General features: G+C 51.6%; 14 protein-coding genes and 1 other annotated feature. All 14 genes read left to right on the top strand.

Annotated elements, in window-relative coordinates:
• Positions 1–197: 197 nt before the first annotated feature.
• Complete coding sequence (locus KNP95_RS15010) at positions 198–665, top strand: CtsR family transcriptional regulator (RefSeq protein WP_021066575.1); 468 nt, start codon at positions 198–200, stop codon at positions 663–665.
• 19 nt (positions 666–684) lie between these two features.
• The gene (locus tag KNP95_RS15005) at positions 685–1,119 is read left to right on the top strand and encodes a UvrB/UvrC motif-containing protein (protein WP_029594416.1); all 435 of its coding nucleotides are present in this window, start codon (positions 685–687) and stop codon (positions 1,117–1,119) included.
• Positions 1,119–2,162, top strand: coding sequence for a protein arginine kinase (locus KNP95_RS15000; RefSeq protein ID WP_021066577.1), 1,044 nt, complete (start codon positions 1,119–1,121; stop codon positions 2,160–2,162). Before KNP95_RS15005 ends, KNP95_RS15000 begins: the two co-directional genes overlap by 1 nt.
• Positions 2,163–2,186: 24 nt before the next feature.
• Positions 2,187–4,622 (top strand): ATP-dependent protease ATP-binding subunit ClpC, encoded by a 2,436-nt coding sequence (gene clpC, locus KNP95_RS14995; RefSeq protein WP_029594418.1) that lies wholly within the window; start codon positions 2,187–2,189, stop codon positions 4,620–4,622.
• 54 nt (positions 4,623–4,676) lie between these two features.
• Positions 4,677–6,053, top strand: a complete 1,377-nt coding sequence (gene radA / locus KNP95_RS14990; protein ID WP_021066579.1) for a DNA repair protein RadA — start codon at positions 4,677–4,679, stop codon at positions 6,051–6,053.
• Between the two features lie 115 nt (positions 6,054–6,168).
• On the top strand, positions 6,169–7,233 hold the full coding sequence (locus KNP95_RS14985) for a PIN/TRAM domain-containing protein (protein ID WP_021066580.1): 1,065 nt from the start codon (positions 6,169–6,171) through the stop codon (positions 7,231–7,233).
• A 58-nt stretch (positions 7,234–7,291) separates the two neighbouring features.
• Positions 7,292–7,972 (top strand): 2-C-methyl-D-erythritol 4-phosphate cytidylyltransferase, encoded by a 681-nt coding sequence (gene ispD / locus KNP95_RS14980; protein WP_214838156.1) that lies wholly within the window; start codon positions 7,292–7,294, stop codon positions 7,970–7,972.
• On the top strand, positions 7,969–8,442 hold the full coding sequence (gene ispF / locus KNP95_RS14975; RefSeq protein WP_021066582.1) for a 2-C-methyl-D-erythritol 2,4-cyclodiphosphate synthase: 474 nt from the start codon (positions 7,969–7,971) through the stop codon (positions 8,440–8,442). The genes ispD and ispF overlap by 4 nt, the downstream gene beginning before the upstream one ends.
• A gap of 45 nt (positions 8,443–8,487) precedes the next feature.
• Positions 8,488–9,945: a glutamate--tRNA ligase gene (gltX, locus tag KNP95_RS14970; RefSeq protein ID WP_198922703.1), complete on the top strand. Its 1,458-nt coding sequence runs from the start codon at positions 8,488–8,490 to the stop codon at positions 9,943–9,945.
• Positions 9,942–10,145, top strand: a binding site (T-box leader). (Overlaps the previous gene by 4 nt.)
• Before the next feature lie 49 nt (positions 10,146–10,194).
• Positions 10,195–10,884 carry a serine O-acetyltransferase gene (gene cysE / locus KNP95_RS14965; RefSeq protein WP_021066584.1) on the top strand — a complete coding sequence of 230 codons (690 nt, stop codon included), beginning with the start codon at positions 10,195–10,197 and terminating at the stop codon, positions 10,882–10,884.
• Positions 10,853–12,250 carry a cysteine--tRNA ligase gene (gene cysS, locus KNP95_RS14960; protein WP_214838154.1) on the top strand — a complete coding sequence of 466 codons (1,398 nt, stop codon included), beginning with the start codon at positions 10,853–10,855 and terminating at the stop codon, positions 12,248–12,250. Before cysE ends, cysS begins: the two co-directional genes overlap by 32 nt.
• On the top strand, positions 12,247–12,654 hold the full coding sequence (locus KNP95_RS14955; protein WP_214838151.1) for a Mini-ribonuclease 3: 408 nt from the start codon (positions 12,247–12,249) through the stop codon (positions 12,652–12,654). Before cysS ends, KNP95_RS14955 begins: the two co-directional genes overlap by 4 nt.
• A 127-nt stretch (positions 12,655–12,781) precedes the next feature.
• Positions 12,782–13,531: a 23S rRNA (guanosine(2251)-2'-O)-methyltransferase RlmB gene (gene rlmB, locus KNP95_RS14950; RefSeq protein WP_029594424.1), complete on the top strand. Its 750-nt coding sequence runs from the start codon at positions 12,782–12,784 to the stop codon at positions 13,529–13,531.
• Entirely contained in the window at positions 13,528–14,055 is a 528-nt protein-coding gene (locus KNP95_RS14945; protein WP_029594425.1) for an NYN domain-containing protein, read from the top strand. Before rlmB ends, KNP95_RS14945 begins: the two co-directional genes overlap by 4 nt.
• Positions 14,056–14,136 lie beyond the last annotated feature (81 nt).

Raw genomic sequence — 14,136 nt, 5'->3', positions numbered from 1 at the left:
GCCGAAAGTAGTTGGGGGTCTCCCCCTGTGAGGATAGGACGTTGCCAGGCCAACGCGAAAGACGATCGAGCATCCGCTCGGTCGTCTTTTTTCTGTTTAAAGCGGTGTCGCAGTTGCGACATCGCTTTTCGTTTGCCTTTTTTTGAATCAATGATAGAATATAGTCAAAAGTCAAAGATGGTCAGAGGGTGGTGGAGATGAGAAACATATCGGATGTAATCGAACAGTATTTAAAACAAGTGCTGAAGGAGAGCCAGGCCGAAGCAATCGAGATTAAACGGCAAGATATTGCCAAGCGTTTCGAATGTGTTCCGTCTCAAATCAACTACGTCATCAATACGCGCTTTACGGTCGAGAAGGGCTATCTTGTCGAAAGTAAGCGTGGGGGCGGGGGATATATTCGCATTCGCCGCGTAATTTTACATGAAAAGCAAGACGTGTTGGTCAGCTTGATGGATATTTTACAAGACCATCCTCGTCTTTCCGAACAGCTTGTCGAGAACATCTTGATTCGCTTATTTGAAGAAGGGATGTTGAGTGAGCGGGAAGTGCGCTTGTTGTATCATTTATTGTCTGATGAAGCGCTTGGGTTACACGCTGACGATCGTCACTTGATTCGAAGACAACAGTTACTCGCATTAATGAAGTTACTTAGTTACCATTGACCGACGGAGGCATAAAGAGATGTTATGCGAACGATGCAAACGGCGACCTGCCATCAATGAGATCCAAGTAGTCGAGAACGGGATACCGGTGACGAGACGACTATGTCGTCAATGTACAGTTGAACTGATGGCAGGTTACGTACCAGCTGTGAAACGGTGCCCGGGCTGTCAATTGACACAAACTGAATTAGCTCATCTTCGAAAAGCGGGCTGTACCACTTGTTATACCGTCTTTCGCGAAGAATTGATTAAAATCACACGTCAGTATCAACAAGGCCATGATGAACATGTAGGTTCGATGCCAGATGCGTTACGGACTCCCGACGAGCGAATCGAAGAGCGACTTGCAAAGTTAGCAGGGGAGTTGGAACGAGCCGTCGAACAAGAAGATTATGAACGCGCAGCCAGGCTGAAAAAAGAGATCAATCAATTGAAAGGGCGAGGTGAGGCGTGATGGAGTCTTATCTTAAACATCCACTTGGTCCTAAAATGAGAGAGCGAGCCAAGTTAGATGATTTGGTCATCTCGACTCGCATTCGTCTAGCGCGCAATTTAAAAGACACCGTCTTTTCTCCTGTATTATCGGAGGAAGGACAGCAACAACTTTGTGAACGGATTGAAGCGTCACTTGGAGGATTGCAAGGTTTTGAGTATTTGCATATGGGTGCTTATGATCAGGTGACCCGACAAGCGCTCGTTGAAAAGCATTTGATTAGCCCTACGATTGCCGCGAAAGAACAAAGTGCCGTCTTTTTAAGTGATGATGAGACGATCAGCGTACTCATCAATGAAGAAGACCATTTACGAATTCAAACTCTACTCCCAGGTTATCAAGTAGAAGAGGCTTTCGAACTGGCAAGACGTGTCGATGCTCTCTGTGGGGAGTCCCTTCCTTACGCATTTGATGAACAGCTAGGTTATTTGACAACATGTCCGAGTAATATCGGGACGGGTTTACGAGCCTCGGTGATGCTTCATCTACCAGGACTGACGTTAACCGGACGGATAACTCCTATTCTAAAAGAACTTCGGAAGCTCGGATATACGATTCGGGGACGTTACGGGGAAGGCAGTGATGCGGCGGGGCGACTGTTCCAATTATCGAACCAACGCACGTTAGGGAGCCATGAAACCCAACTGTTAACCGACTTCATGGAGATTACGGAACAAGTCATTCAGGCAGAGCGACAAGCCCGCGAAGAGTTATTGGCTCGCAACCAGGACGAGTTAGAAGATCAGTTTTATCGCTCGTATGGGATTTTACGTTATGCAAAACTGCTATCGTCAACAGAAGCTGTCGAACGCCTATCCGATCTTCACTTGGCGAGTGACCTGGGTATTTTATCGGATTGGAGTCCACCTCAGTTTCACGAATTGATTGTAAAGCTTCAATCAGGTTTCCTACAAAAGCATTTCGGGAAAACATTATCTACGAAAGAACGAGATCGCGAACGTGCGACGCTCGTTCGTCGAACGTTAGATCATGGGTTAGTTTGATCCAACTTTAAGGAGGTTTTGTCAATGATGTTTGGTCGATTTACAGAACGAGCTCAGCGCGTATTAGCTTTAGCACAAGAGGAAGCAGTACGGCTTGGCCATCATAATATCGGTACGGAACACATTTTACTCGGACTTGTTCGCGAGGGAGAAGGGATTGCCGCTAAGGCACTGTTCGCTCTCGGACTTACGTCTGAAAAGATTCAGCAAGAAGTGGAGGCACTCATCGGACGAGGTTCAGAAAATGGATCGACGATTCACTATACGCCACGTGCGAAAAAAGTGATTGAGCTATCGATGGATGAAGCACGGAAACTTGGTCACTCTTATGTCGGGACTGAACACATTCTCCTCGGCGTCATTCGCGAAGGAGAAGGGGTGGCAGCTCGAGTCTTGAACAACCTTGGGATCAGCTTGACGAAGGCGCGTCAGCAAGTGCTCCAGCTCTTAGGAAACACTGAGTCGTCAGCTAATGCATCACAACCAGGTACAAGTGCTGCTACACCGACGCTTGACGGCTTAGCTCGTGATTTGACACAGCAAGCGCGAGAATCCCGTCTTGATCCGGTCATCGGTCGCTCAGGCGAAATTCAACGTGTCATCGAAGTGTTATCACGCCGGACGAAAAACAACCCGGTCCTCATCGGGGAACCAGGGGTCGGGAAGACGGCAGTCGTCGAAGGGCTCGCCCAACAGATCATCAACAATGAAGTACCGGAAACACTTCGGAATAAACGCGTCATGGTGCTCGATATGGGTACACTCGTCGCTGGAACGAAGTACCGCGGTGAATTTGAAGATCGTTTGAAAAAAGTGATGGATGAGATTCGCCAAGCTGGGAACGTCATTCTTTTCATTGACGAGTTGCATACGTTAATTGGTGCTGGGGGTGCAGAAGGCGCCATCGATGCATCGAATATTTTGAAACCGTCACTCGCACGTGGCGAACTTCAATGTATCGGTGCGACGACACTCGATGAGTATCGTAAATATATCGAGAAGGATGCCGCGCTCGAACGTCGCTTCCAACCAATTCAAGTCAATGAACCGACGACGGATGAGGCAGAACAAATTCTCTTCGGGTTACGTGATCGTTACGAGGCGCACCATCGCGTCACAATCACAGATGAAGCGATTCATGAGGCCGTTGTTCTCTCGGACCGCTACATCTCGGACCGCTTCCTTCCAGATAAAGCGATCGACCTCGTCGATGAGGCTGCTTCGAAAGTAAGACTTCGCTCATTCACGGCACCGCCGAACTTGAAAGAACTCGAGGCTCGTCTTGAGTCGATTCGCAAAGAAAAAGATTCGGCTGTACAGAGTCAAGAGTTCGAGAAGGCGGCCTCACTACGCGATACCGAACAGAAACTTCGAGATGAACTCGAACAGCTCAAATCGGAATGGCAGAATAAGCAAGGGAACGAAAAACTCGAAGTAACGAAAGAAGATATCGCGCAAGTCGTCGCCAACTGGACAGGAGTACCTGTGACGAAGATTGCTGAAGAAGAGACAGACCGTCTCCTCAAACTCGAATCAATTCTCCACGGCCGAGTCATCGGTCAAGATGAAGCCGTTAAATCGATTTCGCGGGCGATTCGCCGAGCACGTGCTGGATTGAAAGATCCGAAACGTCCGATTGGTTCGTTCGTCTTCCTCGGACCAACTGGTGTCGGGAAAACCGAGCTGGCTCGTGCTGTAGCTGAAGCGTTGTTCGGTGACGAAGACGCCATCATCCGAATCGACATGTCGGAGTACATGGAGAAACACGCGACGAGTCGTCTCGTTGGATCGCCTCCAGGTTACGTCGGTTATGAAGAGGGCGGTCAATTGACAGAGAAAGTTCGCCGCAAACCATATTCGGTCATCTTGCTTGATGAGATTGAAAAGGCTCACCCTGAAGTGTTCAACATCTTGCTCCAAGTGCTCGATGACGGTCGCTTGACCGACTCGAAAGGGCGTACGGTCGACTTCCGGAACACGGTCATCATCATGACGTCAAACGTCGGTGCGGCAGCGCTCAAACGGAACAAGTACGTCGGGTTCACGGTTGAAGATGACGTGAAGCGTGAATATACGGAAATGAAAGATAAAGTTATGGAAGAGTTGAAGAAGGCGTTTCGTCCTGAGTTCTTGAACCGGATTGACGAAATCACCGTCTTCCACTCGCTCCAAAAAGAACACATCCAAGAAATCGTCAAACTTATGGCCGAGACACTTACAAAACGTCTCGGAGAACAAGGGATTGATTTCAGCTTGACGGAATCGGCGCTCGAGAAAATCGCCGAAGTCGGGTACGATCCGGAATACGGGGCTCGTCCACTCCGCCGTGCGCTCCAGCGTGAGGTTGAGGACCGACTCTCAGAAGCGATGCTCAGTGGCAGCATCACAAAAGGCAGCAAAGTGGCGCTCGATGTACAAGATGGCGAATTCGTCGTCCGTAATGAAGGTGTCGTTCAGTAACTACAAGGCTCCCTCTCTCGTGTGAGGGGGCTTTTTTAGACGGAAAGGAACATCATGGCAAAAATTAAAACGAAGTATGTATGTCAGTCATGCGGATACGAATCCGCAAAATGGATGGGACGTTGCCCAGGTTGTAACGAGTGGAATACGCTCGTCGAAGAATTTGTCGAAGAGAAAAAGGCGAAGCGGGGAGCCGCATTCGTCCATAGCTCCTCGAGACAGTTGAAGCCAGAACGTCTGTCGGACGTCGTGTCGCAAGAAGAGACGCGCGTCCATACGAACAGTCAAGAGTTTGACCGGGTGCTCGGTGGCGGTATTGTCCCAGGCTCGCTCGTCCTCGTCGGTGGGGACCCGGGAATCGGGAAGTCGACGATTCTGCTTCAAGTGAGTGCCCATTTGGCTCATAGTGGACGGAAAGTGCTCTATATTTCCGGGGAAGAATCGCTCAAACAGACGAAACTCCGAGCCGAACGGCTCGGTCTGCCGACTGAAGACTTATATGTCCTCGCAGAGACGGACATGTTGATGATTGAACGAGTCATCGATGAAGAAGAACCGGGGTTCGTCATCATCGACTCGATTCAAACCGTTTATATGGATGAAATTCAATCAGCGCCAGGTAGTGTCGCTCAAGTCCGAGAATGTACAGCGGCGCTCATGAAAATCGCTAAAACGCGAGGAGTGGCCGTCTTTATCGTCGGTCACGTGACGAAACAAGGTTCGATTGCCGGTCCTCGTCTGCTCGAGCATATGGTGGATGCGGTCCTTTACTTCGAAGGGGAGCGTCACCATACATTCCGAATTTTACGGGCCGTCAAAAATCGGTTCGGTTCGACGAACGAGATTGGCATCTTTGAAATGAAAGAAGGCGGGCTCGAAGAAGTGCTCAATCCGTCTGAAATCTTCCTGGAAGAACGAACTGCTGGCGTCTCGGGCTCCACCGTCGTCGCATCGATGGAAGGGACGCGGACCGTGCTCGTCGAGTTACAGGCGCTCATCTCGCCGACCTCGTTCGGGAATCCGCGCCGGATGGCGACCGGGATTGACCAGAACCGGGTCGCACTTCTCATGGCTGTGCTCGAGAAGCGTTCGGGTCTCTTGCTCCAAACGCAAGACGCTTATTTGAAGGCGGCCGGGGGCGTTAAATTGGACGAACCAGCCATCGACTTGGCCATCTGTATTTCGATCGCATCAAGCTTCCGGGACCGTCCGACCCGTCCGACGGATGTATGTATCGGTGAAGTCGGTTTGACCGGTGAGGTACGGCGTGTGTCACGGATTGAGCAACGTGTCGCTGAAGCGGCCAAGCTTGGTTTCACCCGGGCCATCATTCCGAAAAACAACCTCGGGGGCTGGACGGCCCCGCCTGGTATCGATGTCGTCGGTGTCAGTACTGTCGATGAAGCGCTCCAACTCGCTATCCCGTTCTGACGGGGCGCTTCCGGCAGTTTTTAACGCTTTGTAACGAACGCTTTCAAAAGAACCGTGTTACAATGAAAGTGTTAATTTCTTGAAATTTTAATTCATAATGAAGGAGGTGGAATGAGTGAAGATTGCTGTACGAATCGGATTTATATTGATTGGACTCGTCGTCGGTTGGTTTGGAATTATCGAAGCGATGTTGCTATTAGGCGACCTTGGTGTGAGTGTACCGGCTTGGTTGACGATTCCTTACGTTGCTAGTTTGATTGGTGGACTTATCTTCTTCATTCTTAGTTTGTTCTTGACCGATGGGGTCGTTAAATTTATCCGTTTTATCGAAGAACGGCTTGTCCGTTTGCCGGTCGGCGATATTTTGTTTGGCTCGATCGGATTGATTATTGGTTTGTTGATCGCCTTTTTGATCAGCGTCTCGTTAGAAGTGACGAATATCTTCTTGCTCAGCAAGATTGTACCGATTTTTGTGACCGCTCTGTTCGGTTACTTCGGCTTTGCCGTCGGTTACCGGAAGCGGAATGAATGGATTAAACTGTTCGTCAAAAGTGAACGAGAGAAGCCGGCCGCGGAACCATTGCGCCGCTCTAACGATAAAATTTTGGATACGAGCGTCATCATCGATGGTCGAATCGCTGATATCTCGAAGACCGGTTTCATCGAAGGGACACTCATCGTGCCGCAGTTCGTCATCGGTGAGCTTCAATATATTGCGGACTCGTCGGATACGCTGAAGCGTAACCGGGGCCGTCGCGGTCTTGATATTTTAAAAGAGTTACAAGACAACGATCGGATCGAAGTGGAAATCTATGATGGGGATTTTGAAGACGTCGCCGAAGTGGATATCAAATTGATCAAGTTGGCCGAATTGAAAAAAGGCATCGTCGTCACGAACGACTACAACTTGAACAAAGTGTGTGAAGTTCGGAACGTCCCAGTATTGAACATTAACGATTTGGCCAACTCGGTCAAACAGATCGTCATTCCAGGAGAAGAGATGGTCGTGACGGTCATTAAAGAAGGAAAAGAACAAAATCAAGGTGTCGCCTATCTCGAAGATGGCACGATGGTCGTCGTTGAAGGTGGGCGCAAGCTGATCTCGAAGACGTTACCCGTTGTCGTCACGAGCGTGCTTCAGACGTCGGCTGGCCGCATGATTTTTGCTCGTCCTGAATAAATAAGTGGAAAAAGAGACGCATCGGCGCTCTCTTTTTTCGCGAAAAGGGGTGAATGGAATGGTACGCTATACGGTTGTCATTCCGGCCGCAGGAAAAGGAAAGCGGATGGGAGCCGATGAGAATAAGTTGATGCTGACGCTGCAAGGAAAACCGATTATCGTGTGGACCGTGGCAGCGTTCGCGAGAGATGCATGGTGCGCGCGCATTGTGCTCGCGGTGCGTCCTGAGGAGCAAGCGTGGTTCGAGCAGCAGTTGCGTCATGTCCAAACCCCGATTACATATGTGACGGGTGGGGAAGAACGACAACAGAGCGTTCGAGCCGGATTGCAAGTCGTCAATCCCGAAGATGTCGTCTTGATTCATGACGGGGCACGGCCATTTGTGCGCCTTGACCAACTTCATGCCATCGCCGAAGCGGCCAAGACGGCAGGGGCGATTCTCGCTGTTCCGGTCAAAGATACGGTTAAACAAGTGACGGACGGACACATCACGCAGACGGTGCCGCGTGAGGCACTATGGTTGGCGCAGACGCCCCAAGCGTTTCCGGCAGGCGCCATTCAAGCCGCCCATGAGCGGGCAGAAGCTGCTCGTTTTATCGGGACGGATGATGCCAGTCTATTCGAATGGACCGGGCAACGGGTGACGATTATCCCGGGGGATTACCACAACATTAAAATGACGACCCCGGAAGATTTATTATTTGGTGAAGCGATTTTAACGAAGGAGGACTATCGATGAGAATCGGACAAGGATTTGATGTACATGCGTTCGCCGAAGGGCGTCCGCTCATTTTAGGGGGAATCGAGATTCCACACGACCGCGGCCTGCTTGGCCACTCGGATGCGGACGTCTTGTTGCATACGATTGCCGATGCAGCGCTCGGAGCGATTGCGGCGGGGGATATCGGCAAGCATTTCCCGGATACGGACCCGGAATTTAAGGACGCGGACTCGAAAGTGTTGTTGCAGCACGTCTGGCAACTCGTCAAAGCGGAAGGCTATGTGCTCGGCAACGTCGATGCGACAGTGATGGCGGAGCGGCCAAAGCTTCGCACGTACATCGACGATATGCGAGCGGTCATCGCCGAGTTGCTCGAGGCAGACATCAGCCAAGTGAACGTCAAAGCGACGACGACTGAAAAGCTAGGCTTCACCGGACGTGAAGAAGGAATTGCCGCCCAGGCGGTCATCCTGCTCAACCGCGCTTGACAAAAGTGGTATACTATTTGGGCAGAAGAGAAGAAAGGTGGAAATATTATGAGTGAAGTGCGCGTACGCTATGCGCCGAGTCCGACGGGTCACCTTCATATTGGGAACGCCCGGACCGCGCTATTTAACTATTTGTATGCTCGCCATGCCGGCGGGAAGATGATTCTCCGAATCGAGGACACGGACCAAAAGCGGAACGTGGAAAACGGTGTCGAGAGTCAGATGAAGTATTTGGAATGGCTCGGAATCGATTGGGATGAAGGTCCAGGTCGCGGCGGCGATCATGGTCCTTACTTCCAAATGGAACGACTCGACCTTTACAATAAATACGTGAACGAGTTGATGGACAACGGACTCGCCTATAAATGCTATATGACGTCTGAAGAACTCGAGGCGGAGCGTGAGGCTCAAATCGCACGCGGCGAGGCACCGCGGTATTCGGGTGCACATCGTAACTTGAGCGACGAAGAGCAAGCTGCGTTCGAAGCCGAAGGACGTAAACCGTCGATTCGGATTCGTGTACCAGAGTCGGTCACATATAAGTGGACCGATGTCGTCAAAGGCGACGTCTCGTTCGAGTCGAAAGACTTCGGAGACTGGGTCATCGTCAAACAGGACGGCATCCCGACGTATAACTTCGCTGTCGTCGTCGACGATCACTTGATGAAAATCAGCCACGTGTTGCGCGGGGATGATCATATCGCTAACACACCGAAACAGATGATGGTCTATGACGCTCTCGGTTGGGACTATCCGGCGTTTGGTCATATGACATTGATTTATAACGAGAACCATAAGAAGTTATCGAAGCGTGATGAGTCGATTATTCAGTTTATCGAACAATACGCTGATCTCGGATACCTTCCAGGGGCACTCTTTAACTTCATCTCGCTCCTCGGTTGGTCGCCGGTCGGAGAAGAGGAGATCTTCACGAAAGAAGCGTTCATCGAGATGTTTGATGCGAGTCGTTTGTCGAAGAGCCCGGCCGTCTTTGACCAACAGAAGCTTGCTTGGATCAACAGCGTCTATATGAAACAGGCTTCGCTTGACGAAGTGGTGGCACTCAGTTTACCATTCTTACAAGAAGCAGGACGTTTACCGAACGCCTTGTCGATAGAACAAGCCGATTGGGCGACAGCGTTGATCGCCCTCTATAAAGAACAAATGACACACGGTGCTGAAATCGTGACGTTGACGGACCTGTTCTTTAAAGACGAGGTCGAATACGACGAAGAGGCCAATGCGGTCCTCGCTGGAGAAACGGTACCGGCTGTCCTCGCCGAATTCAAGGCTCAACTTGAAGCAATCGAAGACTTCACACCGGAAGCCGTCAAAGCAGCGACGAAAGCGACACAAAAGGCGACTGGCCAAAAAGGAAAGAACTTGTTCATGCCGATCCGGGTCGCGACGACCGGGCAGACGCACGGACCAGAGCTTCCGAACGCCATTTCACTAATTGGCAAAGAGCGTGTCTTGGCGCGTCTCACAACATTATTAGCTTAAAGGCAACGATGAGGAAAGTAAGCGGTATGACACTTAACAGAGACTAGAACCTAGGCTGGAAGTTCTAGAAGCGTCCCCCGTCGAAGTGCACCTCGGAGCCGTTCCGGCGATACGTAGTCGGGACCGCGACTCGGCGTTAACGAGACATGAGAGGGGAACTTTCCCAAACAGAGTGGAACCGCGCTTACGGCGTCTCTGTGCCTTGGCACAGGGGCGTCTTTGTTTTTGATATGGAAAAGGAGAACAATTATGGGATTTTGGAAAAGTGTGAGCGCCGATATACGAAACGTGCTCGAACTCGACCCGGCCGCAAGATCAAAAATAGAGGTCGTCTTGACCTATCCAGGGTTACACGCCCTGTGGGCACATCGAATCGCGCACGGTCTATGGACGCGCAAAGTCAAGTTAATGGCGAAGTTAATCGCGCAGACGAGCCGTTGGTTGACGGGAATTGAGATTCATCCCGGTGCGGTCATCGGTGAACGTCTCTTTATCGATCACGGGTTTGGCATCGTCATTGGTGAGACGGCGATTATCGGTAACAATGTAACGATTTATCAGGGCGTGACGCTCGGCGGAACGGGAAAAGAGAAAGGGAAACGTCACCCGACGATCGGGAATGATGTCCTCATCTCTGCCGGGGCGAAAGTGCTCGGCAATATCACGATTGGCGATTGCGTCAAAATCGGGGCGAGTTCTGTCGTTTTAAAAGACGTCCCATCCGACTCGACGGTCGTCGGGATTCCAGGCCGGGTCGTCATCCGGAACGGTGAGCGGGTTAAGCAGCATGATCTCGATCACCGCTTCCCCGACCCGGACCGCGAGTGCCAAGAGCGGCTGGAACGTGCCGTCGCTCAGCTAGAAGACAAACTTGCTTCATTAGAGAAACGGATGGAGGAGAATACACATGATTCAGTTTTACAACAGCCTCACGAATAAAAAAGAGCCGTTTGTACCAATCGTACCTGGGAAAGTGTCGATGTATGTATGTGGACCGACCGTTTACAATTACATTCACGTCGGCAATGCTCGTCCAGCGATTGCCTTTGATACGGTCCGCCGCTACTTGACGTATCGAGGCTATGACGTCAAATACGTCCTCAACTTTACAGATGTCGACGATAAAATCATTCGGACCGCCAATGAGCTCGGAGAAGACGTCGGTACGTTGACGAATCGGTATATCGACGCGTATTTGGCAGACACGGGTGCCTTGAACGTATTGCCGGCGGACGTCCATCCACGTGTCACGGACACGATGGAAGAGATTATCACATTCATCCGCGAACTCGAGACGCAGGACTTTGCGTATGAAGCAGGCGGGGACGTCTATTTCCGGACGCGTAAGTTTGAGACGTATGGCAAATTGAGCCAGCAGTCGATTGAAGACTTACGCGCGGGATCACGTGTCGACGTCGGGGAAAAGAAAGAAGACCCGCTCGATTTCGTCTTGTGGAAAGCCGCGAAACCAGGTGAGCCGGCATGGGAGAGTCCATGGGGACAAGGTCGTCCAGGCTGGCACATCGAGTGTTCAGCGATGGCGAAAAAACACCTTGGCACGACGATCGACATTCACGCCGGGGGCCATGACTTGAAGTTCCCGCACCACGAGAACGAGATTGCCCAATCGGAGGCGTGCAACCATACGAAGTTCGCCAACTATTGGCTGCATAACGGATTCATCAATATCGAGAACGAGAAGATGTCCAAATCGCTCGGCAACTTCCTACTCGTCCATGAGGCGTTGAAAGAAGTCGATGCGATGGTGCTCCGCTTCTTCATGTTGTCGGTCCATTATCGCCATCCGATCAACTACAGTCGTGAGTTGATTGAACAAGCGGCGAACGGATGGGAGCGCATCAAGGAAGCATACCAAAACGTCGCGTACCGCCTGTCGGTCACAGCTGGTCTTGAAGAACCGAGTGAAGCGATGGAACGCAAGCTCGCGACAATTAAAACCACGTTCATCGAAGCGATGGATGATGATATCAATACGGCGAACGCGGTGACGGTCTTATTCGACTTGGCGCGTGAAGCCAATATCTACGCAAAGGCGGACCACGTCTCGAAAACGACGTTGGAACACGTAATCGCTCTGTTCGAAGAATTGACGGGCGTGCTCGGTTTAACGATTGCGAACGAAGTGGAACTGCTTGACGCGGAAATCGATCAATTGATTCAAGAGCGGAACACGGCCCGGGCGGAGCGAAACTTCGCGCGTGCCGATGAGATTCGTGACCTCTTGAAAGACCAGAACATTCAACTCGAAGATACGGCCCAAGGGGTGCGGTGGAAGCGGTTATGAAGCAACAGGCTCCTCAACTGAACGCTCTCGCCCTCGCCTATATGGGGGACGCCGTCTATGAGATGGCGGTACGCAAACGACTGCTCGGACAAGGGATGACGAAGCCGAACGATCTCCACCGCGGCGCCATTCGCTACGTAAATGCGGCCGCCCAGGCTGGGGTCGTGACCCACTGGCTCGAGACAGGCATCTTGAGCGAAGATGAAACGGCCATCGTCCGCCGCGGGAAGAACGCGAAATCTGGTTCAATCCCAAAGCGGACAGATGTTCATACGTATCGCTACTCGACCGCGTTCGAAGCATTGATTGGTTACACATATCTAATGGAAAGAAGGGATCGTCTTGAAGAACTCATCGAACAAGCGTTCGCATGGCTCGAAACCGAGTCATTCGAAACGACATGACGGAGCAAGGGAGCAACGCTCATTCGATCGTCCACGCGGCGAACGGAATGACCGCCCACGTGGTGAACGGAACGACCGTCCGCAACGTCAGAAACTAGAACGTCCGGACTACCAAGAAGTCGATGTGATGGAAGAAGGAATCGATTTTTTATACGGGCGCAACCCGGTCATGGAAGCACTCCGGAGCGGACGGGACATGAACAAGGTCTTCATCATGGAAGGCCAACAGAAAGGGCCACTCGCCCAAATCATCGGGATGGCCAACGAGGCGTCGGTCCAAATCTCATTCGTCCCGAAGACGAAACTCGAGAAGATGGCCGGCAGTGAACATCACCAAGGCGTTGTCGCCGCGGTCGCCGCTTACGAATATAAGTCGGTTGAAGACATGTTCGCACTCGCTGAGTCGAAAGGTGAAACGCCGCTCTTCATCTTGCTCGATGAGCTCGAAGACCCGCACAACCTCGGTTCGATTCTTCGGACGGCGGATGCGGTCGGAGCCCACGGAATCATCATTCCGAAGCGCCGCTCGGTTGGATTGACGCAGACGGTGGCGAAAGCCTCGACGGGTGCGATTGAGTATATCCCGGTCGCACGCGTCACGAACTTGACGCGGACGCTTGAAGAGTTGAAAGAGAAAGGACTATGGGTCGTCGGGACGGACGCGAGCGAGAGCCAAGATTATCGCCGCCTCGATGGGAACATGCCGCTCGTCGTTGTCATCGGTAGTGAGGGCAAAGGGATGAGCCGCCTCGTGCGGGAGTCGTGTGACTTCCTCGTCCATATGCCGATGGTTGGTCATGTCACATCGCTGAACGCCTCGGTCGCGGCCGCGCTTCTATTGTATGAAGTGCACCGCTCACGTAACCCATTGTCATGAGTATCAAGAAACGGGAACTGCTCCTCGTGGATGGGTATAACATCATTGGCGCTTGGCCACACCTTCGCAAACTGCGCGACATCGATTTTGAGAAGGCACGTACCGACTTGATTGAAGCGATGGCCGAGTATCAGGCGGTCACAGGTCGTGAAGTGACGATTGTCTTCGATGCGCATATGCGTTATGGACGAGAGTCGAAAGCGAAACAGAGTCGGATCGCGGTCATCTACACGAAAGAGAACGAGACCGCGGACGAATGGATTGAGCGGCGGGCCCATGAACTCGTCGATGATCGTCTCGTCACGTTATTCGTCGCGACGAACGATTTCACCGAGCAATGGGTCATCTTCGGTCAAGGCGCCCTCCGCGTGCCCGCGGCCGAACTGCTCAAAGATTGGAAACAAGCGCAGCAGTTAATCGCCCAAGAGCGGTCGGCGCTTGAGCAGGACCGATCCAACCGAAAAACAATCGACCTCACTCCAGATGTGCGGGCCCGATTGGAAGAAATTCGTCGTCGTAAATGAAGCGGTGACGAAACTCACGGACGAGTTCATGAAATGGACTCGTCTTTGTTTTTAATTTGACATTTTTTTGGAAAGAAATGT

The sequence above is a fragment of the Exiguobacterium sp. s36 genome, assembly GCF_018618345.1.
GTDB classification, from domain to species: Bacteria; Bacillota; Bacilli; order Exiguobacteriales; family Exiguobacteriaceae; genus Exiguobacterium; species Exiguobacterium chiriqhucha.
Note: the sequence above shows the minus strand (reverse complement) of the source record. Positions and strands in the feature narration are given on the sequence as shown.

What these genes read in the sequence shown, in the direction of transcription:
- KNP95_RS15005 (WP_029594416.1), top strand. Translation starts at nt 685, where the DNA reads ATGTTATGCGAACGATGCAAACGGCGACCTGCCATCAATGAGATCCAA.
- ispD (WP_214838156.1), top strand. Translation starts at nt 7,292, where the DNA reads ATGGTACGCTATACGGTTGTCATTCCGGCCGCAGGAAAAGGAAAGCGG.
- cysS (WP_214838154.1), top strand. Translation starts at nt 10,853, where the DNA reads ATGATTCAGTTTTACAACAGCCTCACGAATAAAAAAGAGCCGTTTGTA.
- clpC (WP_029594418.1), top strand. Translation starts at nt 2,187, where the DNA reads ATGATGTTTGGTCGATTTACAGAACGAGCTCAGCGCGTATTAGCTTTA.
- KNP95_RS14955 (WP_214838151.1), top strand. Translation starts at nt 12,247, where the DNA reads ATGAAGCAACAGGCTCCTCAACTGAACGCTCTCGCCCTCGCCTATATG.
- KNP95_RS14945 (WP_029594425.1), top strand. Translation starts at nt 13,528, where the DNA reads ATGAGTATCAAGAAACGGGAACTGCTCCTCGTGGATGGGTATAACATC.
- radA (WP_021066579.1), top strand. Translation starts at nt 4,677, where the DNA reads ATGGCAAAAATTAAAACGAAGTATGTATGTCAGTCATGCGGATACGAA.
- KNP95_RS15000 (WP_021066577.1), top strand. Translation starts at nt 1,119, where the DNA reads ATGGAGTCTTATCTTAAACATCCACTTGGTCCTAAAATGAGAGAGCGA.
- rlmB (WP_029594424.1), top strand. Translation starts at nt 12,782, where the DNA reads ATGGAAGAAGGAATCGATTTTTTATACGGGCGCAACCCGGTCATGGAA.
- ispF (WP_021066582.1), top strand. Translation starts at nt 7,969, where the DNA reads ATGAGAATCGGACAAGGATTTGATGTACATGCGTTCGCCGAAGGGCGT.
- cysE (WP_021066584.1), top strand. Translation starts at nt 10,195, where the DNA reads ATGGGATTTTGGAAAAGTGTGAGCGCCGATATACGAAACGTGCTCGAA.
- KNP95_RS15010 (WP_021066575.1), top strand. Translation starts at nt 198, where the DNA reads ATGAGAAACATATCGGATGTAATCGAACAGTATTTAAAACAAGTGCTG.